23 protein-coding genes are annotated in these 22,839 nt (G+C 50.4%); 18 read left to right on the forward strand and 5 right to left on the reverse strand.

Going from position 1 to position 22,839, the window contains the following annotated elements; translation table 11 throughout:
- The first annotated feature begins 59 nt into the window (after positions 1–59).
- From DXA66_RS05800 to DXA66_RS05860, 13 genes are all read left to right on the forward strand, one after another.
- Positions 60–1,457 (forward strand): MATE family efflux transporter, encoded by a 1,398-nt coding sequence (locus tag DXA66_RS05800; protein WP_158576324.1) that lies wholly within the window; start codon positions 60–62, stop codon positions 1,455–1,457.
- Positions 1,458–1,609: 152 nt separating this feature from the next.
- Positions 1,610–2,575, forward strand: a complete 966-nt coding sequence (locus DXA66_RS05805; RefSeq protein ID WP_117526694.1) for a sugar ABC transporter permease — start codon at positions 1,610–1,612, stop codon at positions 2,573–2,575.
- Positions 2,576–2,590: 15 nt separating this feature from the next.
- Positions 2,591–3,454 (forward strand): carbohydrate ABC transporter permease, encoded by an 864-nt coding sequence (locus DXA66_RS05810; RefSeq protein ID WP_117526696.1) that lies wholly within the window; start codon positions 2,591–2,593, stop codon positions 3,452–3,454.
- A 43-nt stretch (positions 3,455–3,497) separates the two neighbouring features.
- A complete protein-coding gene (locus DXA66_RS05815; protein ID WP_118527495.1) occupies positions 3,498–5,606 on the forward strand; it encodes a hypothetical protein in 2,109 nt (702 codons plus the stop codon).
- A 56-nt stretch (positions 5,607–5,662) separates the two neighbouring features.
- Positions 5,663–6,199 carry a hypothetical protein gene (locus tag DXA66_RS05820; protein ID WP_118527497.1) on the forward strand — a complete coding sequence of 179 codons (537 nt, stop codon included), beginning with the start codon at positions 5,663–5,665 and terminating at the stop codon, positions 6,197–6,199.
- Positions 6,200–6,201: 2 nt separating this feature from the next.
- Positions 6,202–6,648 carry a hypothetical protein gene (locus tag DXA66_RS05825; RefSeq protein ID WP_117526702.1) on the forward strand — a complete coding sequence of 149 codons (447 nt, stop codon included), beginning with the start codon at positions 6,202–6,204 and terminating at the stop codon, positions 6,646–6,648.
- A 21-nt stretch (positions 6,649–6,669) separates the two neighbouring features.
- A complete protein-coding gene (locus DXA66_RS05830) occupies positions 6,670–7,770 on the forward strand; it encodes an ABC transporter ATP-binding protein (RefSeq protein WP_117526704.1) in 1,101 nt (366 codons plus the stop codon).
- The gene (locus DXA66_RS05835) at positions 7,763–8,191 is read left to right on the forward strand and encodes a hypothetical protein (protein WP_117526706.1); all 429 of its coding nucleotides are present in this window, start codon (positions 7,763–7,765) and stop codon (positions 8,189–8,191) included. Before DXA66_RS05830 ends, DXA66_RS05835 begins: the two co-directional genes overlap by 8 nt.
- A complete protein-coding gene (locus tag DXA66_RS05840; RefSeq protein ID WP_117526708.1) occupies positions 8,188–8,697 on the forward strand; it encodes a hypothetical protein in 510 nt (169 codons plus the stop codon). Before DXA66_RS05835 ends, DXA66_RS05840 begins: the two co-directional genes overlap by 4 nt.
- A 154-nt stretch (positions 8,698–8,851) precedes the next feature.
- Positions 8,852–10,675, forward strand: coding sequence for a DUF4962 domain-containing protein (locus DXA66_RS05845; protein ID WP_158576326.1), 1,824 nt, complete (start codon positions 8,852–8,854; stop codon positions 10,673–10,675).
- 34 nt (positions 10,676–10,709) lie between these two features.
- Entirely contained in the window at positions 10,710–12,596 is a 1,887-nt protein-coding gene (locus DXA66_RS05850; RefSeq protein ID WP_117526712.1) for a heparinase II/III family protein, read from the forward strand.
- Positions 12,597–12,634: 38 nt separating this feature from the next.
- Complete coding sequence (locus tag DXA66_RS05855; RefSeq protein ID WP_117526714.1) at positions 12,635–13,369, forward strand: SDR family NAD(P)-dependent oxidoreductase; 735 nt, start codon at positions 12,635–12,637, stop codon at positions 13,367–13,369.
- Between the two features lie 37 nt (positions 13,370–13,406).
- Positions 13,407–13,727, forward strand: coding sequence for a cupin domain-containing protein (locus DXA66_RS05860; protein WP_117526716.1), 321 nt, complete (start codon positions 13,407–13,409; stop codon positions 13,725–13,727).
- Positions 13,728–14,009: 282 nt separating this feature from the next.
- On the opposite strand, the gene DXA66_RS14090 is transcribed toward DXA66_RS05860, so the two are convergent.
- Positions 14,010–14,291, reverse strand: coding sequence for a hypothetical protein (locus DXA66_RS14090; protein ID WP_158576328.1), 282 nt, complete (start codon positions 14,289–14,291; stop codon positions 14,010–14,012).
- Between the two features lie 304 nt (positions 14,292–14,595).
- On the opposite strand from DXA66_RS14090, the gene DXA66_RS14530 reads away from it, so the two are divergent.
- Positions 14,596–14,790, forward strand: a complete 195-nt coding sequence (locus tag DXA66_RS14530) for a DUF3873 family protein (RefSeq protein ID WP_118527503.1) — start codon at positions 14,596–14,598, stop codon at positions 14,788–14,790.
- A gap of 53 nt (positions 14,791–14,843) precedes the next feature.
- On the opposite strand, the gene DXA66_RS05875 is transcribed toward DXA66_RS14530, so the two are convergent.
- The 3 genes from DXA66_RS05875 to DXA66_RS05885 form a co-directional block, all read right to left on the reverse strand.
- Complete coding sequence (locus DXA66_RS05875) at positions 14,844–16,232, reverse strand: relaxase/mobilization nuclease domain-containing protein (RefSeq protein WP_187119383.1); 1,389 nt, start codon at positions 16,230–16,232, stop codon at positions 14,844–14,846.
- Between the two features lie 66 nt (positions 16,233–16,298).
- Complete coding sequence (locus tag DXA66_RS05880; RefSeq protein ID WP_118527505.1) at positions 16,299–17,198, reverse strand: ParB/RepB/Spo0J family partition protein; 900 nt, start codon at positions 17,196–17,198, stop codon at positions 16,299–16,301.
- Positions 17,173–18,036: a DUF6017 domain-containing protein gene (locus DXA66_RS05885; RefSeq protein WP_118527507.1), complete on the reverse strand. Its 864-nt coding sequence runs from the start codon at positions 18,034–18,036 to the stop codon at positions 17,173–17,175. The genes DXA66_RS05880 and DXA66_RS05885 overlap by 26 nt, the downstream gene beginning before the upstream one ends.
- Before the next feature lie 164 nt (positions 18,037–18,200).
- On the opposite strand from DXA66_RS05885, the gene DXA66_RS05890 reads away from it, so the two are divergent.
- Positions 18,201–19,520 carry an AAA family ATPase gene (locus DXA66_RS05890; protein ID WP_158576330.1) on the forward strand — a complete coding sequence of 440 codons (1,320 nt, stop codon included), beginning with the start codon at positions 18,201–18,203 and terminating at the stop codon, positions 19,518–19,520.
- Positions 19,521–19,528: 8 nt separating this feature from the next.
- The gene (locus tag DXA66_RS05895) at positions 19,529–20,242 is read left to right on the forward strand and encodes a retron system putative HNH endonuclease (protein WP_117530175.1); all 714 of its coding nucleotides are present in this window, start codon (positions 19,529–19,531) and stop codon (positions 20,240–20,242) included.
- Positions 20,243–20,339: 97 nt separating this feature from the next.
- Here DXA66_RS05895 and DXA66_RS05900 read toward each other — a convergent pair whose 3' ends face one another.
- Complete coding sequence (locus tag DXA66_RS05900; protein ID WP_118527509.1) at positions 20,340–20,969, reverse strand: helix-turn-helix domain-containing protein; 630 nt, start codon at positions 20,967–20,969, stop codon at positions 20,340–20,342.
- 781 nt (positions 20,970–21,750) lie between these two features.
- Here DXA66_RS05900 and DXA66_RS05910 point away from each other — a divergent pair.
- Both DXA66_RS05910 and DXA66_RS14535 read left to right on the forward strand, forming a co-directional pair.
- Positions 21,751–22,095, forward strand: coding sequence for a hypothetical protein (locus DXA66_RS05910; RefSeq protein WP_243089042.1), 345 nt, complete (start codon positions 21,751–21,753; stop codon positions 22,093–22,095).
- Between the two features lie 243 nt (positions 22,096–22,338).
- Positions 22,339–22,839: recombinase family protein (locus DXA66_RS14535; RefSeq protein WP_243089043.1), on the forward strand; the 501-nt coding region annotated here is incomplete at its 3' end.

A 22,839-nucleotide genomic window follows, 5' to 3' on the forward strand; every position in this document is an offset into this window, starting at 1 on the left:
TATCGCTCAGATAAATGAACCGGGTTCTTAATTAAGAACCAATGCAGAGAGGAATCAACATGGGCTTGCAGGTAGATCCAAAAGAACTTAAAAAAAGGCAATTCTTTTTAGAGGGAAATATACCCAAGGCAGTTCTTTCTGTCTGTTTGCCCATGGCACTGTTCCAGCTGATCAACGAGTTGTTTCGGGTGTTTGATCTTGTAATTACCTCTCAGATCAACCCGGAATCCGTCTCGGCGGTGTCGTTTTTCAACCAGCTTAACAACTCCATCGTCTCGGTGGGGACCGGCCTTTCCATCGGTGCAGGCATTCTAATTGCGGGTTTGTATGGAGCTGGGGAGTATGAGAGGTTAAAAACCACCGTAAATACCACCTTTTTTATGGCCGGAGCCGCTGCCCTTGTCCTGGTGGCAGGGCTTATCCTGGGGGCTAGGCCTATTCTGCGTTTGGCAAACACTCCCGCCCAGCTTGTGGAAATCGGATTGAACTACTACCGGATCACTGCGCTGAATCTGTTTTTCACCTTCTTCAATAATGTCTATATCGCCATTGAAAAGGCCCGTGGGAATGGTTCCAAGATCATGCGGATCAACTTTGCAATGGCACTTACCAAGTTCTCGTTTTCCGCCTTTTTTGTTCTGGTACTCCACCAAGGGATTGTCATGATCGGAGTGGCCACCCTACTTTCCAACCTGGTGGTAACAGCAATCGGCCTTTATAATCTGCGTAACCCTGAAGATGTCTTTGGGCTGTCGTTCCGATATGTCAGGCTGAAGAACGACATCGTCAAAAAGATCGTTTCCATTTCCCTTCCGGTTATCGCCGAAAAATTCTCCTTCAGTGCAGGCAAAGTGGTTGTCAACTCGGTTGGCGTGAACTACGGCACCCAAACTGTGGGTGCGCTGGGCGTTTCAAACAGCGTCAGCGCTCTGTCTACGGTTCCGGCAGGAAGCATTGGAGATGGTGGGGCTGCTTTGATTCGACAGAACATCGGCCATGGAAATCCACAGCGAGCCCTGAAAATTTTTCGGTGTGTCTTTATAGTAGATTTTGTCTGGGGCGTTTTGGGATTCATTTTGACTTGGGTGTTTCTGGATCCGATCCTTGCGAGTTTCTCCAAAGGGGATGTGGCCTTTGCAGAGCTGATTGCACAGATCTTTACTCTCGAAATGATCTCAAACGTATTTTTGGCGATCCATTCGGCAGTTATGGCACTGTTGTATGCCTTTGGATATACCAAATTGTCCTTCTATGTAAATTTCGCAAGACTCTTTGTTTTCCGGATTCCGATTCTCCTGTTCTTCCAGCATTGTACAACGCTTGCGGGCGGCCAGGCAATGGGTTTGGTGATGATGATCAGCAACGGCATGACTGGTCTGCTTGCTTTAGTGGTCGCTGCGGCGGTGCTGCACAAAGAATATGGAGCGGGCTGGATGAAGCAACTACTCAGTACTTGAATGAGTCTGATGCCAAAGTTGAATGCAGTACAGAAGAAAGGCGGTGACACTGTAAGATAGCGGGATCCCAGCAAAAATTTGCCCGAAATGCCTGGCGCAAACGGATTGCAAGCGGTATTTCTGGGCGCACGACAAGGAGGACGACACAAAGAATGGATCAACTTAAAATTAAGATGCGACAGCCGCACGGCAAAAAGCTCTTGCAGTCTTTGGCCAGTGATTGGCAGATCTATGTGCTGCTGTTGCCGGTGGTGATCTGGTTTGCACTGTGGGCCTATAAGCCGATGGGCGGTTTGCTCATCGCCTTTAAGCGATTTGACTCCAGCCTGGGCGTATGGAACAGCGACTTTAAAGGCATTGCAAACTTTATGACCCTGGTATCGGGTGTCTACCAGACACAGTTTTGGCAGGCGTTCCGGAATACCTTTGTAATTAACGCATACAGCTTGGTATTTGGTTTCCCTGTGCCGATTATCCTGGCTATCCTGTTTGCGGAGATTGGCAACAGTTTTGTCCGGAAATTGACCCAGACGGCGACCTATCTGCCCCACTTTTTGTCTGAGGTTACCATCACCAGCATTACCATCATGCTGGTGTACAGCGGCGTAAACTCCACAGGCGTTCTGGCGGCATTGTTCCAGAGGCTGGACCTCATTGAACCGGGCGTTTCGCTGCTTTCCAACGCGAACTATTTCCGTCCACTGTACATTGCTGTTGGAATCTGGAAAGAGAGCGGCTACAGCTCGATTGTGTATTTTGCCGCCATCATGGGTATTTCGCCCACCTTGTATGAAGCTATGAAGGTGGACGGCGCAAATAAGCTCCAGGAGCTGCGGTATGTCACGATCCCGGGCATGGCACCGACCTTGATTATCATGGTGATTATGCGAATCGGCAACATGCTGTCTATCGGTTATGAGCGCGTCCTGCTGATGTACAACTCCAACATCTATGTGACCGCAGATGTTCTGTCTACCTTTGAACAACGCATCGGTATCCTTTCGGCCAACTATGGCGTTGGTGCGTCGGTTAGCTTGTTTAACTCTCTCATCGCCTTTGCGCTGGTGATTGGGGCAAACACAATTAGCCGGAATATTTCGGATACATCTTTGTGGTAAAGGAGGAAAAGAAAGATGGACCTTCTCAACCGAAGCGAAAAAATATTTAAAGTATGTGCGTATCTGCTGGTAATCGCCTTTGCAGCCGTGACGCTCTACCCGATCGTGTATGCGTTCAGCGTCTCCATCAGCGGCCGGGTGGCCTACGAGAGCGGGAGCATCGTGCTCCTGCCCAAGGATGTGACCCTGCAGGCTTACGACATGGTGCTCCACAGCAAGGGTTTCTGGATTGCCTATGCAAACACCCTGTTCTATACGGTGGTTGGCACGGCGTGGAGTATGTTTATCTCTCTGACCGGTGCCTACGCCCTGCAAAAGAAAAAGCTCAAGTTCCGCCGTCAATGGAACTTTTTGCTGGTGTTCACCATGTGGTTCAGCGCAGGCATGATTCCGCTTTATCTGAACTATAAGAGCATGAACGTGGACAACCGCTGGGGCATGATCATTGCCTTTGGCGTGCAGGCCTACAATATCATCCTTCTGCGGAACTATTTTGACAGCATCCCCAAGGAGATTGAAGAGGCTGCCCTGGTGGACGGCGCTACCGAATTCCAGCTGTTCTCCCGGATCTATGTGCCCATGTCCACGGCCAGTATTGCAACGGTGACCCTGTTCTATGCCATCAGCCGCTGGAACGGTTACTATTGGTCGAGAATGCTCCTGGCCGATCCGAACCAGCAGCCCCTCCAGGTTTATCTGCGGCAGTTGATCGAAAACTACCAGAAACTGTACGACGAATCCCCGGTAGTTCTTTCCTATTCAGCAGACAGCCTGGCCTATGCAATCATCGTCTGCTCTATCATCCCGGTTTTGGTCATTTATCCCTATATCCAGAAATATTTTGCCAAGGGCGTCAACGTCGGCGGCGTAAAAGGATAACTTTTTAAAGAATAACACTTTTGTAGAAGAAAAGGAGAAAAACATGAAAATCAAACGGAGTGATTTTTTAAAGCTCATGTCTGTGACCGCTGCTTCGGCAGTTCTGGCGGGCTGCGGCTCGTCTGTCGTAGAAAAGGCGGCCCAGAGCACGGCCAATTCCCAGGCCAGCAGCGGGTCCGCCCCGGCGGCTGAGCTGGATCTCAGCGAGAACATCGCCCTGAAAATCAACTATGCTGCGGGCAACAAATCCCGGACCATCACCTATAACCAGGAGTCTCCCTTGAATCTGCCCGACGGCACCAATGTCACCGCCGGTATGCTCAAGCCGGTGTGGAGCCACCTGCAGCAGGTGCTGAATGTGACCGTCACCGATGTCACCACCCAGGACCAGAAGGCTACCGAGATGATCGATACCGCCTCCACCACCAACTTTGCAGAGGCAAATATTTTTGGCGGTAACTCCATCGCAGATGATCTGATGTACTATGGCACCGAGGGCAAATTTGTCAATCTGAGCCAGATGATGGATCAGGGTTACCTGCCCAATTTCCAGAATTATTTGGACGAGAATCCTGACGTTCGACGTGCAATCACCGCATATGACGGCAACATTTATCACATCCCCTACATTGCAGAACTGAATAACTTTGCTCGCTCGTTCTGCGCCCGCCAGAGCTGGGTCGTGATGCTGCTGGATGTGGATGATGCCGCTTACGACACCGACACAGAGTTGACCTGCTATTATAAGGGGTTCTATGCCGGGGCCAATGCCCGCTATGGTGCTAACGGCGGCAGCGTGTCTCCCATGGAAGGCGTCACCATTACCAAAAAGACCGATCAGAACATTGTGGAGTTGCAGAACGCCCTCTCGGTGAAAAACGGCGAAACTCTGACCAGGACCTTCGTCCAGTACATCAAGGACAACTACGACTACGCTTCTCCCTCCGAGCTGTTCCTGGGCGAGAAGGCCGCCTACGACATCGACGAGCTGGTGGCCCTGATGCGCTGCATCAAGGCAAACCCCGGCTACCTGACCGACGGAAGAGCGGATACGGTCTGGCCCATGTTCACCCGTCAGTCCAGCTATCGGGAGGATCTGCTGCGCCTTAGCACCTATTTTGACGGCGTGAAAGCACACAGTGCGGACTCCTACACCGCTCGCTGGTACATTGATGCAGATAATAATGTGCAATACACCTACTCCACCGAGGGCATGTACAATGTGCTGTGCTATCTGTCTGATATGGAGGCCGAGGGTCTGATCTACTCCGATTGCTATGACCTGACCAACAAGACCAACTTCCGCAGCACTCTGTGGGGAACGGATTCCAGTGACGCGCCTTCCTTTGGCTTTATCACCTTCGACTGGCAGGCATCCTCCACTGCGGACTCGCTGAACAGCGATGTTGTGGTGATTCTGCCGCCGGTCGCCAAGGTGAACGGCGTGTGGCAGTACTTCATCGACAACGGCCGCGCCATCAAACCCGACGGCTGGGCAATTTCGGCAGCGGGCTGCACGGACGAAAAGACTCTGCGCCGCGCCTGCGCTCTGTTTGACTACTTCTTCACCGAAGAGGGTTCCACGCTCCAGAACTACGGCCTGCCGATGAACTTGGAGGAGAACGGCAGCTACCAGGGTCCGGATGGGACCTCCTATCCCAAGTTTAACCAGTGGATGGTGGACACCTGCAATGCGGTGGCCAAGGGTGACTTGTCCACTTTTTTGCGAGACTGGATGGGCAGCCTGATCCCCATTGGATACCAGAAAGACATCGGCTTTGAGTACCAGTATACTTCCGAGCGCGGCTTTGAGGGCTGGGTGCTGCTCCAGGGTTCCACCACGACCTTTGCAACCTACGCCGGCGAGGGCCCCAAGGGCGACAACCCCAATTATTACAAGATGATTCCGCCGGTCTTCTCCCTGACGCTCCGGCAGAAAGAGACGATCTCTGAAACCACTGCCATGGATGAAGATGACGTCGTGGAAAAGATGTTTAACATCGTACGGTACAAGACCCGCAACAATCCCCCGCAGGGAATTACGATTCCGGCCAATTATGAGGAGTATCTGGCACAGTTCGAGGCGCGCAATCTCGCGGACTATGTTGTGGCCTACCAGCAGGCCTATGCAGCGATGCAGGCCGCAAACTGAACTCTGCAAACTGTATTCGGGGCAGGGCCTTTGGAATACAGAATTAGGAGGAACTTATGAGAAAACTTTTCAAAGGGCAGCGGATCCTTTCTGTGCTGTATATTCTGGCTTCCATCGGAATGTTTCTGTTTGCCCTGGCCTTTATGACGGAATATAGTGATTTGTTTGGACTGAAACTGCCGCAGAACCAAGAAATCGCAATGTTCCACGACGTGATCCTTCAGACGTTTAACCGCCAGATTTTTGCCTGGTCGCTGGTGGGTGTGATCGGGATTGCTCTGATCGTTTTTCTGGAGATTCTGTCTTGTGTTCCGGATCGTTTTGCATTGGTTGTAATGTTGCTGCTGATGGTTGCCTGCTGTTATGGCGCAGCCAACTCGATCATGAATTTACAAGCAATTTCTGTTTACTATCAGGGATTGGATTTTCAGTACCTGTCTCTGGAGGGGCTTGAAAACTATCAGCTGCAGTTTACAACATTCCGGCTTGGAGTGGTGTTTAACGCACTTTACATCTTGGTGTGCGGCGCATTGGCGATCGATTTGACTGCGAGCCATTTGACATTTGTCCGCTTGAAAAAGGAGGGTGTTTGAGTATGCTGAAATCCATTCCTCCCGAAGAAAAGAAAACCTATGTGACGCTTTATAAAACGAACGGCTATTCTTACACCATGACGCTCCTGGCGATCATTGCCGAGTTTGTATATGTCACCACGATTTTGGATTCGATGCCCGTTAATTTCTGGATGGGTTTAACAGTTATCGTGAATATCTTCGTGCTGTTTCTGGTATTTACCTGTGCAGTGAAGATCAATGTGTACAGTTCGCGATGGGCCGTGATCACACTGGCCGTTGGGGTGTACTTCCTTGTGAGGCAGTTCTTGATCGTGCCGGTATTTCTCCAGCCCTATGCACACGAGACGATTCTGCTTGTTTCCAACCTGATCGGATCCGTTCTCTTAATCATCGCAGGAGTGACCGGCACAGCCAAGGCGAAAAAACGCCAGGCTCTCCGGCAGAAGCTCGAGCGTATTGGTTCATAAAATCGGAGGCGTGTAGAGCAAATGGGAAAAATTCAATTCAAAAACGTTAATAAGATTTACCCAAATGGCTTCCATGCCATTCACGACTTTAACCTTACCATTGATGAAGGGGAATTTATCGTGTTTGTCGGCCCCTCCGGGTGCGGCAAATCCACGGTTCTCCGAATGCTGGGCGGTCTGGAGCAAATCAGTTCGGGAGAAGTGATCCTGGATGGAAAAGTCGTTAACAAATGCCCCCCGGTAGAGCGTGATATTGCGATTGTCTTTCAGGATTACGCCCTGTATAGCAACATGTCGGTCTACGAGAATGTGGGCATCAGCATGAAAGTCCAGCACGAAAAGGACACGGTTATCCTGGATAAAGTGCTGGAAGCTGCGGATACGGTTGAAATTACCGAATACCTGAACCGTCTGCCCAAGCAGCTGTCCGGCGGCCAAAAGCAGCGGGTGGCGCTGGCCCGTGCCATTGTCCGCAAGCCGAAAGCGTTTCTGATGGACGAACCCTTGTCGAACCTGGATGCCAAGCTGCGAAATTCCACCCGAATCGAGATTGTACGGCTGCAGCAGCGCCTTGGAGTGACAACCATCTATGTTACCCATGATCAGACCGAAGCCATGACCATGGCGGACCGGATCGTTGTCATGAAAGAGGGTGTGATCCAACAGGTGGGTACCCCGCAGGAGATTTACGCCGCTCCGGTCAACCTCTTTGTGGCCAGCTTTATCGGCACACCACAGATGAACTTTATTCCTGGCAAGCTGAGTGAAACCGGCTTTGAAAATGAAAGCTTCCGGCTTTCGCTGCCGGACGCGCTGAAAGCCAAGCTCCGCTCTTCGATCGGGAAAGAGGTTATCCTGGGCTTGCGCCCGGAGGCACTGGCAGTCTCGGAGGGTATCCAGGAGAATACCATCCCGGTGCGTCTGGAGGAAGTGGAGTATATGGGCCGGTACCAGATTGTTCATGCCATGGTTGGAGGCAGTTCACTGGTCCTGAGCGTCCCCTCCGACGTAAAGATCAATCCGGAGTTTTACGTCAGTCTCTCCATGGACAAGGCACATTTCTTTGATGGAGAGACAACCAGGAGTCTGTTGTGCAGAGAGGTGGAGGAAAATCATGCGTAAAGAAACCTCTAAGATCCAGATCACCGCAAAATTGCTGGTGGCTGCAGCGGCAATTGTGCATCTGATTTTCACCTATGTCCACACCAATGCCCTGCTGCTTCTGGAGGATCAAATTTGCGGGTTCATCATGTTCCTGTTTGTATTGCTGGGTCTTGTAACTCTGTTTGAAGCTACCCAGATCCACGGAGAAAGAATTCGAGAAGAGGTATTGACTGCGCTGCTCTGTATGGGCACTATCGCTCTGGGGATGCAGCTGGTTGGTATCTACCAGCAGGCGATCCAAATTCAGAGCAGCTTGGATGTCGCGGTGGTACAAAAAGCAATTCTGTTCAGTGCGGGCCTGATGACCGCTTTTGGAGCAGCAGGGATTTTGCTGATGGTCGATGCAGTCAAACGTTATTTTGGGAGCGAAAAGGTATGAAGAAGTTCCTGAAGAATTGGTTCACGGACAACCGGAAAGCCGGGCTGATGCGTTGGTGGCTGGCGGGAATGTGCTACTTCATGATCGGCTTTGGAACACAAGTAGGCGGATATTCCAGTCCGATTGATTTCATCTTCTTTTTAGGAGTCGGGATCGGCCTGGTGACAATCGTGGTCTATAACCCGATTGCCTACAATGTATTCCGGCTGACCCGGAATGGAGAGATTTTAAACCACACCTATCGCAACATTTCTGGTGCAAAAAAAGCAGCTCGGAATTTGGTGGAAATAGCCGCCAGCATGATTACAGTAATTTTGGTTTACCTGACCTATCAGAATCTGAATTTGCTGCTCAATCAGATGCTGGAACTCCCGGTTGAAACGGTTCTGATTCCAGGAGAACCGTTTGGCTTTGCAACACTGTATCTGCTGTTCTATACGGTCCTTTCAGAACTGGCTGCAAAGCTGCGGGACCGCAAAGAAAAAAGAGGCAAAAGAGTGAAATGAGGCGAGCCATTTGATTTTTATCGGAGACTTGGAACCCTACCGCAAAGAAATTTCGGGAAAGCGAAAAAAACAGTATCAAAGGCTTCTTGCACAGGCCGATCGCTATAAAACGATGGTCCTGCCTGAGGAACATCCCAAAGAAAGCACAACTTATATGGGCATTGCAATCCCCAATTTGGCGCTGGCCTATTGCCTCAGCGGTGACGAGGAATATCTGCACCAGGCAAAGCGATTTATTCGCACCGTGCTTTCCTATGAAAAATGGGGCAACGCCCATTTGGTAAATGTAGACCTGTCTGCTTCCTGGATTCTGTTTGGATTGTCTTTGGGATATGACTGGCTCAAGCCCTGGCTTTCCAGCGAGGAGCAGAAAAAAGTGTCGGACAAAATCCGGCATCACGCACAGATCATGCTGGATTACCGGCGCGAGACCTACGGCAAGGGTTGGTCCACCAACTTCTACCAGAACCATAACTGGATCAATATGACAGGTCTCGCCGCTGCGGGTTACGCCCTGCAAGGGGAAGATGAAGCCGCTGCACAGTACATTCAGGAAGCCAAAGAGGACTTTGCGCGGGTGTTCGCGCTGATGCCGGAGGACGGGTCGAACTATGAGGGTGCGACCTACTGGCGCTATGGCGGGATGTGGCTGTTTGTCTATGCCCATCTGCTGAAAGCACAGGAGGGCGAAGACTGGTTCCAGAAGAGCGAATATCTCAAAAATACCTTCTACTACCGGCTGTATCAGTCCTGTGCGGACCTGAAACGCCAACTGAACTATGGGGACTGCCATGACCGGTACAGTTCTCATACAGCCTGTGTGTATTATAAGGCTGCCGCAGAATATGGCGATGGCTACGCACAAAAGTTGGGAAATCTGGTGGTCGATGAGTTTTTGATGGAGGAAGCCCAGAACAGCAAGGTGAAACCCGGGATTCTGCCGGAAGCGGTGTTCGAGTTCTTGTGGTATGCACCCGATGTGCCGGAAAAAGAGCTTTCAGACCTGCCGCTGGTGCGCTACTTCGATGATCTGGGTCTACTGACGGTTCGCAGCAGTTGGAAACGAGATGCCAAAGTCCTGACTATCAAGTGCAGTCCGCCGGGCGGTATCAAGCAGTGGAGAGAAGGCTGGAAGATTCAGAACGAAGAGGGGATCGAATTGTTCTCCCTGTCCCATCATCATCCGGATAACCTCTCCTACATCTTTACCCGCGGGAGCGATTATTTCACCTGTGAGGATGGATATAACCGCAACCTGATGCCGGACAACCACAATGTTCTGTTGGTGGATGGGCTTTACACCGATGCCGTAGATGTAAACGATGCGTATATGAGCAGCGTCCGGCAGCGTCTGGTGGCGGGCGAGCCCTTCTGCCCCGAACAGTATGCAGGGCGGGTGACCAAATTCCAGACGGAGGGCAGCCTGGTGCTCTATCGCGGCGAGACGGCCGGCGTGTACCCCGCCAAACAGGAAATGCAGGAAGTCAGCCGGGCGCTAATCACCGACGGTCTGCGGTTCTGGGTGTTTGTAGATCTGCTACGCAGCACACAGTCCCACACCTATTCTCTGATCTGCAATACGGACCGAAGGGCGCAGTTGGATGGACAAACGGCCGTATACCCGCTGATGGGCGAAGAACTGTCTTACCATGTCTATTCGGACCGGCCTGTCTGCCAAAAGCAGTATCAGCAGCAGGTGGAGAGCGTCATGACCACCCAGGAGCAGGACAAAAAATGCCGGACAGAGATCCAGACCCTGGCAACCTGCTCTTCTGCGCCGGAAAAAGAACAAGTCTTTTTTGAGTGCTTTACCTTCTCGGATGATCCGGTGAAAGTTCAGCACAAGGGGCGGTCTCTTTTCCTGGAGTGCGGTGGTTGTTCCTATGAGGTAAAGGTTGGATACTGTGATTCCGCATCCAACACTACACCGATCCAAGTGGTATGTCAATCCAAGACGAAACAGGAATATTCCTTGTAAAAAAGGGGTATCCATCGCCAATAGGAGGGCTTTTGTGAATTATGTAAACGATCGGTTTCAAGAGCTGATGGGGCTGGAGATGAACCAGAAGGCGCTTGAAGTCATGAAGAAAGATGTCGATGCATTTATGCCCGGCTTTTCCGATTCCCCGGAGAAGCTGAGCCGATGGGGTCACCATTACTTCTGCGACGACGATGGCGGCCGCCTGATCTTTGACCTGAACTCGCCGAAGGAACACCGCTGTGTTGTCTGCGGGAAAGTCTATCGGGACGAGACGCAGAACGGCGTTTGGATTACCTTCTATCGCAACCGGGCTGTTGTGATGACTCTGGTTTCCGCCCTGATCTACAAGGCCACCGGCGAGACCAAGTACCGGGATTATGCGGTCCGGGTCATGGAGTTCTACGCAGAGCATTATCAGGAGTTCCAGCTGCACAACAAAGAAAATGTCCTCTGCGAAAGTTACGACAACATGGTGTGGGGCTGCGGTAAGATGATGCCCCAGGGTCTCAATGAGGCAATCGTAGCCATCCGGTTTATCCAGACCATCGAGATTCTGCGAGATGAGCTGGATTCGGCCTGGTTGGAGCGTATCCACCAGAAACTGTTCCGCGAGATGTTCCGCTTGATGGCTCCGCAGGCGGTTGCCATCCACAACATCAGCTGCTGGTCGCTCTCTGCAATCGGTGTTATGGGCTTGGCCATGCACGATCAGGAAATGATCGACTACGCCTTCAAGAGCCAGTTCAATATGCACGAGCAGCTGAAAAAGGGCGTCACCAAGGACGGCTTCTGGTACGAAGGGTCAATTCACTACAACTTCTTCCTCTTGGAGGGCGTTTCCTATCTGTTCCTGTTCAGCAAAATTTACGATTACGATTTTGGTCAGGAAAGCACCGCTATTTTGGAGCGGATGTTTGTGCAAGCGTACCAGTACGCTTTTGACAATCTCTATCTGCCCAATCCCAACGATGGCTGGCCGGATCTGAATCTGAAGACCTTCAGCTATGTTTATCATACGGCAGCCCGGGCCTTTGGCGAGTACAGCCCGGTAGGAAACATCCTCAAAATCATTGAGGCAGATCCCGCGCCGAGAACCACTTTGCCGCTGTCGGAGCCCTATTACTGCTGCGGAACCATCTGCCTGGAGCGGCTGCTGTTCAACATCGATTTCAATTATGCGGACTACAAGCCCGTTCCCCACAGCTCGACGACTTTCCCCACTTCCAACTTTGCTATGCTACGGAACGATTCCTGGAATGTGTTCTTGAAGTACGGCCTGAATGGGCGTTCTCATGCCCACCCGGACATCATGAACATTGAGGTAATGTACAAAAAGCTTCGCCTGTCTCGGGATCTGTCCAATGCGGGCTATCAGTCGCGGCTATGCAACGAGTGGCACCGTAAAACCTTGGCACACAACACAGTGTGCTGGAACGGAACCGACATTACCTCGGTCGAACCGGGCAAATGCCTGCTGTTTGAGAACGACCGGGTGCGCTGCAAGGCCGAGAACGTTTATGAGGGTATCGACTACACAAGAGAGCTGAAGATCACCGAGAATTCCGTTCTGGATTACTTTCAGGTGGAGGGCAAAACCGGCGTTTACGATTATACCTTCCACTTTGAGCCGGGGATTGAGCTGTCCTGCGACCTGCCGACGGAAGCGGCGGACCTGGGCTTCTCGGAGAACGGCTATCAGCACGTTCTGGAAACCAAGAAAGTTAAAACAGATCAGAACGCTGTGGTTCTGCGGGCTCAGCTTGGGGCAGAGTCGATGCAGGTTCGGGTCGATCTCCAGGAAGGGCAGGAACTGTTCCTGCTGAAAACCAAGGACAACCCCGTGAATCGGATCCGGAATACGGTTTTGATCCGAAGTGTGGGGGACAAGGCTACCTATCAAATGCAGTTAACCGTTTAAGGTTACAATAATTTTTTACTTATGATGGAGGTTTTATTATGAGAGCAGTTATTACTGGTGCAACCGGCGGCATTGGTGGCGCAACCGCAGAGGCACTGGGCCGGGCAGGATACGAGGTCATCATTACCGGCATCGATCTGGAGGCAGGTAAAAAGGTGATCGATAAGCTGGAGAGCCAGGGCATCAAGGTCCACTTCTATGCCTGCGATGCTACCAACGAGGAGCAGGTGAACGAGACCTTCGCCAAGATCGGCGAGGAGTTTGGTTCTCTGGATCTGCTGGTCAACAACGTAGGCGGCCTGGGCGGCCGGCAGCGTGTGTCCGAGATGGAGACCGGCTTTATGCGGAAGGTCATGGCTCTGAACTTTGACAGTGTGTTCTTCAACACTCGGGCCGCTCTGCCCCTGCTGAAGAAGGGCAAGGACGCCTCGATTGTCAACTTCAGCACCATCGCCGTGACCAGTGGTGCCGGCATCGGCGCTTCCATCTATGCAGCTTCCAAGGGCGCTGTCCAGAGCTACACTCGTGCTCTGGCAAAGGATCTGGCCGAGTTCGGCATCCGCGCCAACATGGTTTCTCCCGGCACCATCGACACTGCCTTCCACGCTGCGACTGACCGCGCCCTGGTGGAGAGCTGGAAGGACAGCATCCTGATGAAGCGGCTGGGCGACCCCCGCGAAGTGGCGGACGTGATCGTCTTCCTGGCATCGGAGAAGGCTTCCTTTATCACTGGCGAAGTGATCCAGATCAACGGCGGCCAGGCATTTATCTAAGGCTTCAGGCTGAAAAACTAGAAACAGGGGGTTCCCTATGGTATTGAAATATGAGGACATTCAGCCCACCTGCCCGGCTCCGGGAATCACCCGCCGGATCCTTGCCCATGGCGGCGGGATGATGGGGGTGGAAGCGAGCTTTCAGAAAGGTGCTGTGGGCGAAGCACATCGTCATCCCCATGAGCAGGTGAGTTATATTCTGTCCGGCTGCTTTGAATACGAAGTAGAAGGTCAGAAGTACATCCTGCACAAAGGCGACAGCTATTATGTTGCTCCCGATCTGCTTCACGGTGCAGTAGCCCTGGAAGAGGGCGTAATTCTGGACATCTTTACTCCGCAGCGGACGGATTTTCTCTGAATCGCAGACACTGACAGCAGGGGGCTGGAGCGTGACGTTTACCCCATTGTGCAGTATGAAATCTTTTCCAGCGCTGGTGCGACTTGAGTTGAACTTGAAATAGCACCTGGCTTCCTGGATTTCTTCTCAACACGCAGACACAAAACTCTAATTCTCTTCCTAACAAAATACGAGTATCATCATAAACACTTCTCCTTACATTTGCTCCTTCTCCCTGAAAAAGCCGGTACAGAAGCCCGTCGCCATCGACGCGGGTCTGTACCGGCTTTGTTTGGTGGAACTTTAGGTAAATTTTCTGAACCTTATAAATTGTCCGCCTGTTGTGCTTTGTGCCATCAATCGCCGGATTTCTTCAATGTTTGTATTATCTCTGAAATCGTGGATCAACATAGCATTTACTACAAACACAAAGAAACCCGCTTTCTTCAGAGTCAGGGCAATTGGTTTCCAGTACATACTGGTATGTTCCATGACGATTCGAGTATTCACTCCAACTCCTTGAGCGTAGAGACCAGCTTTTTTCAAATCACTGTTTGCATGGCGCACATCGAAAGGTCGCATCACGATTTCGCCACCCGATCGGCGTACTGCAGTTGCAAGCAATGTTTTTGTCTATACAAAAACACTTTTTGCGTTGCAAAAATGCTTGTTGGGGGAGTGCCCCAAACCCCTTTGATCTGCATTTTCCAATGCAGGCTGCGCCTCCCTGCGGGATGTTTTTGAAGATGTCAATCGTCACATCCTACGAAAAAACCGGCTCCTTTTTGGCGTAAGGGTCAATGGAAGAATTTGATGGTTCATGGTACAATAGCAGGCGTTGCGTGTTGTGCGGTTTGCACACGAACAGAGTTAAAAGGAGCTGTTAAACGTGGATACGACCTATCTGCTGCCCGGTGAGGAACGCTGCGTTGATTTCCGAGATGCTAATGGTGTCCCGAAGGTACACTACACTTACTGTTCTATCCGTGGCAAACTTTTCAACTGCACCTGCTGCACAAAAAACGAAGCTCAGCGGCTGTGTGAAGATTGGCTCGTAAAACAGGATCGCTGCTATATAAACTAAAAATACCGCCGAGGATGCCTCCCAAAACGGGAAGAATCCTCGGCGGTATTCGCTTATCGGGTCTGAGTTTTCTCGGTGGTGTCCTTTTCCTCCGCAAAAAATCGTTCCACATTTTTCTGTGCCCGAACCAGTTCCTGCATCTCCTTCCGTGCCTTGCGGTACTCCGGGTAGGCTGCTTTCTTTTTTGTCAGCAGCTCTGCAAACTCCGCATCCAACGCCTTGACCTTCGGCAATTTTTGTAGCCCTGCCTCGTCAAAGGCAGCTTTCGCCGCCTTGTGCAGAGCAATCTCCTCCCGGTGGGCTTCCAGAAATGCCTTGCTGTACCCGGCTTTCCGATAAGTGGCGTACACCTCACGGGTCTTGGCATAGTTGATGATGTGGGTTTTCAGGACGGTAATTTCTGTCAGCCTTGCTTCCGCTGCCTTGATGGAATCCCCCATAGCATGGTAGCGTTCTGTTGCCGTCGCTGCACGTTCCCGCAGTTCCTCGGCACTGCTGATTTTCTGCTCTTGCAAGAACAGCAGAGTTTTGGACATCTCTTTCAGATTGAACTTCGTTGCCCACTTTTTGTAGCCGACACTTTTGCCCGCTGCCATTTTTCCCTGAATATCCACCAGCAACTGGAAGGGCTGTTCTTTGGGCGGCTGTTTCTGGTACGGATGGTGTTTCGCCTTTCCCTCCAGCACCGCCTTGATCTCGTCCTCTCCATAGCCAATGCCCAGTGTGCGGAAACGGATAAAGCGTTTCTGTCCCTTGCCCTTCACCGCCGTGTGTTTGCCGCGCTTCACCTCATAGTCTTGCTGCTCCAGCTTTTGCAGAAAGACTTCAAAATCCTTCGGCCGTTCTGCAAGGATGGTGTCGATGATTCCGCACAGGCGATCACGGTTGCTCTCCTTGGGCGGATAGACGATGCGCTTCTGCCGTTCCCGATAAGGCTTGTACTCGATGGTGGAGAGCTGGTGCTCTAGGCAGATCAGGTCGCTCAATCGTTGCACCGCAAAGGTGGAAAGCCAGAAATTTTTGAATTTCCGGGTTCCGTCCAAGGCAGTGGAATTGTAAATAATGTGGTTGTGGATGTGCGCCCGGTCGGTGTGGGTGGCAACGATAAAAGCGTGTTTACCCTTCAAAAATCGCTCGGCAAACTCGTAGCCGATGCGGTTGGCTTCCTCCGGCGTGACTTCCCCCGGCTTGAAGGATTGCCGCACCTGATAGGCGATGACATCGCTTTTCTGCCTGCGCCCGGTGGTCTGCTCGTACAGCCGTTTTGTTAACAGAAATTCTTCGTCCACGGTCAGCGGGCTGCATTGATAGCTGCTGACCAGCTCGCCCTGCTCGGTCTTATCCGGGTTCTGGATATAGCTGGTGTGGTTGTGCAGACACGCCCCGATGGACTTGCCTTTGTTCTTCCGCATGGGGATCAACCGTGTTGCTGCCAGTGTCATCACCCCCTAGGCGTTACCTCCAAATTTTTGCAAACAAAAAAGACCCCATCGGGTCTTGCGTTACGTTCAGCGTTCGTTGCGGCGCTGCTGTTTTTTCTGCCACGCATCCAGAAGCTGGATGATCTTCTCCTCCATCTGTTTGGGCGTGCAGCTGCGGGGGAAATACTTCCGCAGGGTCTCGTTTTTGATGGTCACGGTGTCTTTCTCGCTCTTTTTCTCCTGTCCCATCACATCAAAGGCTTTTTCGTAGCTGAACTCTCCCTGCTGTGCTATCTTTTTCAGTTGCAGTGCCTGCGATAAGGACGGCGCATTCTGGGTATCCTCCATGGCTTCTAAAAAATCCCGCTGTTGGCTTTCGTCCAGATAGGACAGCTCCACAGCGGGATTAAAGGAGATTTTCTTTTCGTCCACCATGTCCAGCAGTTCGGGGACAAGGTTGGTCAGGCGGATAAAACGCTGGACTTGTCTGCCACTTTCTCCGCTCTCCTTTCCGACAATATCGGCGGTTTCAAAATTCCCGACAAGTTGTCGGGGATTTTCTTTTGACGGTCTACCGCTAGTTCTTCGCATGGCATCCAGTTTCATCTTGTACGCCAAAGCCCGTTCACTGGGTAGGATGTGTTCACGCTGTAAATTGGAATCCACCATCAATATCACAGCGGCATCATCATCCATCTGACGGACGATGACCGGCAGAGTGTCCAGCCCGGCAAGTTTAGCCGCATACTGGCGGCGGTGCCCGGAGATGATCTCATAGCCACCTTCCGGGCGGGGTCGGGCGATCAGCGGAGAAAGCACGCCGTACTGTGCAATGCTCTCCACCGTCCGGGTCATGGCTTCATCGTCCAACACCTTGAAGGGGTGGTTGGTGAAGGGGTGCAGTGCATCAATGGGAATTTGCTGCACCTGTTCCGCTTGCGAATGTGCTTTTTCGATAACATCACCTCCCCGGAGAACCGCACGCAAAGTCGTGGTTCGTCTTGTTCTGATAGTAGAGGTTCATGGTGGTGGGCGCATTGTAGAGCATTGCCAGCAGATATTGCTTCATGTTCCGCACCGGGGCGGTGTTTTCTGCCAGAGAATCCAGCACAAAACGGATGTGGTCGGCATTCAGCTTTTTCAGCCGACTGCGTACCACCTCTGTGGGCTTGTCATCTCCGGCGATCCGCAACATCTTGCGTTTGGTGGAACAGGTGTCCACAAGCAGGTCTACGATCTGGTAGATGGTGTCATCATCGTCCGGGCAGAGCCGGAGCAGAAGGTCTACCTCCAGTACCTGATAAAAATAATCTTCGAGCTGTTCACGAATGTTCCCTGAATGGATAGGGTCAGGATCGTTCCACTCTGTCTTATTCTTATCAGTCTTATTTGCTTGCAGTTTTGGCTGCTCCAGAATTGCGCTTTCGGCAGCACCAGAATTGCTGTTTGTGCAATTCTGTACTTGCGCTTTTGGCAAGCCGGAGGAAAAGTCCTTAACGTAGATCAGGCTGGGTCTGCCCAGACCACGGCGCTTGCGCTCAATGAGGTCGATGTCCTCCAGTTCCCGGAACAGCTTGACCGCCTTGTGCTCGCCGCAGCAGAGGGATTCCTGCACTTCCCGGACAGTGTAGATGATATACACCCGGCCTTGCTCGTCCAGCCAGCCGTTCTTTGCAGACAGACTCATGCGGTCCAGCAGAATGCCGTACAGCGTCCGGGCATCGGTGGAGAGCTGCCGGAAACGGCAGTCTTGGAACAGTGCCTTGGGGATGCGGAAATAGGAGAACAATTCGCCCGACTGACCATAGAAGTAGTCCAGCGTCATTTGGTGTGACCTCGGATTTTCAACTGTGAGTGCTTATTCATGTGGAAAACCACCTTCTTTCAGAAATGAATGTAAAAACAGGTTGACATTTGCCAGCGAGAACGCTTACAATGGGAGATAGTAAAAGAGTCAACCCAAAACTATGTTGGATAGGAGGACAAACGGTGAAACTGCAAACAATTCGAGTGAAAAATTTCAAAAATTTCACTTCAGCAGCAGATGGTGGCTTTATTGAAATCGCTTTGAATGGTAAATCCACAGTCTTTTATGGCAACAATGGCTCAGGTAAATCGACTCTCCTCAGTGCAGTTTGCTATGCTGCATGGCCTTTTATCAACAGGCTGAACAATGCTCAAGGAACGGGATACCGAACATTAGATAAGGAACAACTGCATATTGGTCAGCGCAGTGGAAGTAGTGCGCGATATGGTACCGGTATTGTGTTACAGCTTGACGGAGAAACATTCGAGATCACAAAAGAAATGGAAAAAACCGCATCTGGTCGAGTGAATGCGGTCAATGCAAGTCAGCAAAGTAAGCAAGCGGTTGATTTAGCACAGTTTTTTAATGAACATTATCTGGCGGACGATGATACAGTTGCCGGAGATGATTGCCCGAAGCAGAATATGCCTGTGTTTCTAAATTACGGAACAAATAGACTTGTTCTGGATGTTCCATTAAGGATACGCAAAAAGCATTCTTTCTCCAAAAGAACAGCATTGGAAAGAGCATTGGAAAACAGGCTTGATTTCCGTACTTTTTTCGAGTGGTTTCGCAATCAGGAAGACTTTGAAAATGAGCAGAAAAGTATAAAACGCGATTGGGATTATCGCGATCCTGCGTTGGAGTGTGTGCGAAAAGCAGCCCTCTCAATGCTGGACGATGCTGAAGAAATCAAAGTGCGTCGGAATCCTCTCCGAATGGTTGTCATACGCAATGATAAAGAATATCGCGTAGACCAACTGTCAGATGGTGAAAAGTGTACGCTAGCCTTGCTGGGAGACATTGCTCGCCGCGTGGCAATGGCGAACCCCTGCCGTGAGAACCCGATGGAGGGAGAGGGCATCGTACTGATTGATGAACTTGATCTGCATATGCACCCTGCGTGGCAGAGGAAAATACTATCAGTGCTTCGGAAACTTTTCCCAAACATTCAGTTTTTGATTACAACGCACTCTCCGCAGATTCTTGGGGAAGTGGATAGAAGCTACAATTTGTTTATGCTTGAGAAAAATGCTGATGGCGAAAGCGAGCTACACGATCGTTATCTATACGGTAAGGATTCTGACAGCATTCTCCGTGCGGATATGAATGTTACTGTTCGCACATCCGAAGCTGAAGAATTGTTTGAAAGGTTTTATCATGCTCTCGACCAAGATGATTATACGGTTGCTGAAACCGTTCTCGACGAGATGAATTCTAAGCTGGGTGATGACCCTGAAATTGTAAAGTGTCGCACACAGTTGGATTTCAGCCGTATGTGAGGAAACATATGATACACATTGTGAAAAAACACGAGCCAAAGGAATTAAAGGAATACCGTGAAAGCGAATCCTGCACTGGTGTACGACCGACTTACGATTCCATGAGTAGCGACCTGCATGAGTATGTTTTGTCAAAGTTGGTGGAAGAACAGGGAGGACTGTGTGCATACTGTATGTGCAGAATTCCCGAAACCGACAAAAAAACAGGGAGTACATTGAAGTGTACGATTGAGCATATTGAACCTCAGAGCCTGACGAGGGGCACTGAAAACTGGAAAAAAGAATTGGAGTACAGTAACTTTCTTGCAGTATGCTCAGGAAATGAAAACAGAGGAGCTTTATGTTGCGATAAATCAAGAGGGAACAAAAAACTTTTTTTGACACCATTAAATCCTGAGTGCAATCATTTGATTCAATACTCTTACAGCGGCAAGATACTGGCTGCCGAAACGATACCTGCTAAAGAGGACCGGGATGAAATCAATCGTGAACTAAATGATATTCTGAATCTGAACGATGGTAAGGACTTGAAAACCAAGAGAAAAAATGCTCTTGATGGTATGCTGTCGGTATTGCAAAAGCAGCATAAAGATCAAGATATTGAAGAGTGCAGAAGAAAGTTAAGAGAGCTGGAAGCACCCAGAGGTCAAAAAGTTGAATACGTCGGGATTTTAATATTTTGGCTAAAGAAACATATTCAACGTCTTGAAAGCAGAGGATAATAGTTGAGATAGATTGGAATCTTGCTGTAAAATCATACATTTTCTAAACGAACAGGACTGCCTCACATACATTGCGTTGTGGAGCAGTCCTGTCTGTTTAGTATGTAATGGTCATTGCACCTTCATGGCATTCCTGCGCATAGGTGCGGAGCAGGTCAAGGTGCTTTGAGGATTTTCGGACAATGCCCGTTGCACGGTCGCCGGACATAAACTCAACGACCGCAAGCCGAGGAATCGTTAATGTGCCACGAATTTTGAATCCAACAAGGATCTTCTGATTGCACCATCGCTGTATGCTTTGTGCAGAGTAGCCCGTCAGTTCCGAAACTACCGGGGTGGTCAACAGATCATCATATCCAGCGGTGAGCTTTTCCCACATGGTATACAGCCCTGTTTTTTCCGGCTCTGTAAAATTGAAGCGGATGATCTCTGCGGCAGGCTTGTCCGGGTGCCGTTTGGAGCAGCCATTCTTTCCGATATAAAAGCCCGTTGGCACTTTATACTTTTCGGGATGATCTTCACGGTCACACAAGTAGGTGATCACATCGTGGGTCGCAATATGGTATTTGCGTGTTTTCTTTCCTGTATTGATACACGGAACGAGACCGGAATCCAGAAGGTATTTTGCGTGTTGCTTGTTGATGCGGGCAACACGGTAGAACTGGTCTTTCGTCATTCCGTTGGGGTATTCTTCGAGAATTTTATAGCACTCTAACAGCGTTCTCATGTTCATCCATCCTTTGCTGCTTTGATTTGGTCAGCGTCAGAAGCAACATATTGTGTGGATGGATTTTGGCTCCCGGAATCTCTCTCGCCCGTTCTCTCCAACAGGCGTAAAATCTCTCCCACTTCTCTCCAAAAGGCAGATTTTTCTGCGTTTTGGAAAGTGGGTTCAAATCCGCACAGAGCCTAGTGATTTTGGATTTTGATGAAATTTTGAGCGTAAATTCGATGGTTCGTATCTTCTGGCAAAGTGGGCTAATTCCCTCTATCTTCCACCAAGTACCGTGAGACAGGAAAAACTCGAAATGCGATAGGCCGGGAGACCGGTGCCAGGGTTCGACTCCCTGATGCTCCACCATACAGTTCGTACTCGAACCCAATTCTCTATGAGAAAGGGTTCGGGTACGTTTTTTGTTTACAGGAGGTTCTGCGGAAGGACTACTCGGAACGGTAAACGAGCAAAGGCAGGGTATCACTATGATAGTGGTATCCTGCCTTTTGCTTTGCGGAATCAAGTTCGCTTTGTGCGAACTTGGTCGTCCCCCTATATGGCGTGTTTTGGGGTAGTCGCTGCGTACGTGCGTACCGGGAGCCTGTACACCTCTGACAAGGTGTAACACACTAGACTTTGTTCCAAAGTCTGTGTGCCAAGGGGGATAGCCCCTTTGGAATCCCTGCGGAGCGTGTACGCACGTACGCAGAAAAATGGCAAAATTTCACTATATCGGGGTGTTCTTTCATGGTGGAATGTGGTATACTCGGCTTAGCCCAGTAAATTGGAAGTTGTGAACTTAGAATTAGAGGTGTTGAAAATGAAAATAATAATTATATTTATTGATTTACTGATGGCAACTGTTCTCTTTTTTGTTGGAAGATTTTTTATCAAATCAAAAAATACAGAAAGAAGTGTGCTGTTTTTATCAGGAGATTATACTGGATTAAACACAGAGAAAATATGCAGAGTTACTGGAAAACGGATTAAGACATGGGCAATGCTCTTTTGTCTTGGCGGTATAATTGATTTTATCAAGCCGGGCGTAGGAATAATAATAGTTTCCGTTTTTTTTATTATCTTACTTGTATTTCATTTGGTTGATATGACTATAAATCGAGACAAGTACCGGGTATAAATTCCAGTTTGTCGTACTCGTTCCTAGCAGGGTTTGGGGCAGGCACGCCCCAACAAGAAGCTGTCCCAAAGGGGCAAGAATTTTCAAGAATTGAAAATTTGTGGCCACGGGACGATTCTTGCTCTCACCTTTTTCGCTGCGTTTCGCAATTTTCACATTTCAATCTGCTCGCAGATTGTTGACAAGCTGCGCTTGACCCGATACTATAAAGGCAAGTCGAATACGCGCCAAGGAGGTGCAACCATGACCGCCGTGATCTACGCCCGCTATTCATCCGACAGCCAGCGTGAAGCGTCCATTGAGGGACAGCTGCGCGACTGCAAGGACTACGCCGAGAAGAACGGCATCACCGTGGTCGGCACCTACATTGACCGTGCCTACTCTGCCAAAACGGATGACCGCCCAGACTTTCAGCGGATGATCAAGGACAGCGGAAAGAAAATCTTCGACGTAGTTCTGGTCTGGAAGCTGGACCGCTTTGCCCGGAATCGGTTCGATGCCGTGAACTACAAGTACCAGCTGGAAAAGAACGGTGTCCATCTGGTGTACGCTATGGAACCCATTTCGCAGGGGCCTGAAGGCATTATGGTGGAGAGTATGCTGATTGGCATGGCGGAATACTATTCCGCCGAACTTGCCCTGAAAGTAGCGCGCGGTGAGCGCGAAAACGCTCTCCAGTGCAAGTACAACGGCGGTGTGGTGCCGCTGGGCTTCACCATTGGCAAGGAGGACAGGCTGTACCAT

Origin of the sequence: Faecalibacterium sp. OF03-6AC (assembly GCF_003478175.1) — a bacterium.
Lineage (GTDB): Bacteria > Bacillota > Clostridia > Oscillospirales > Ruminococcaceae > Faecalibacterium > Faecalibacterium taiwanense.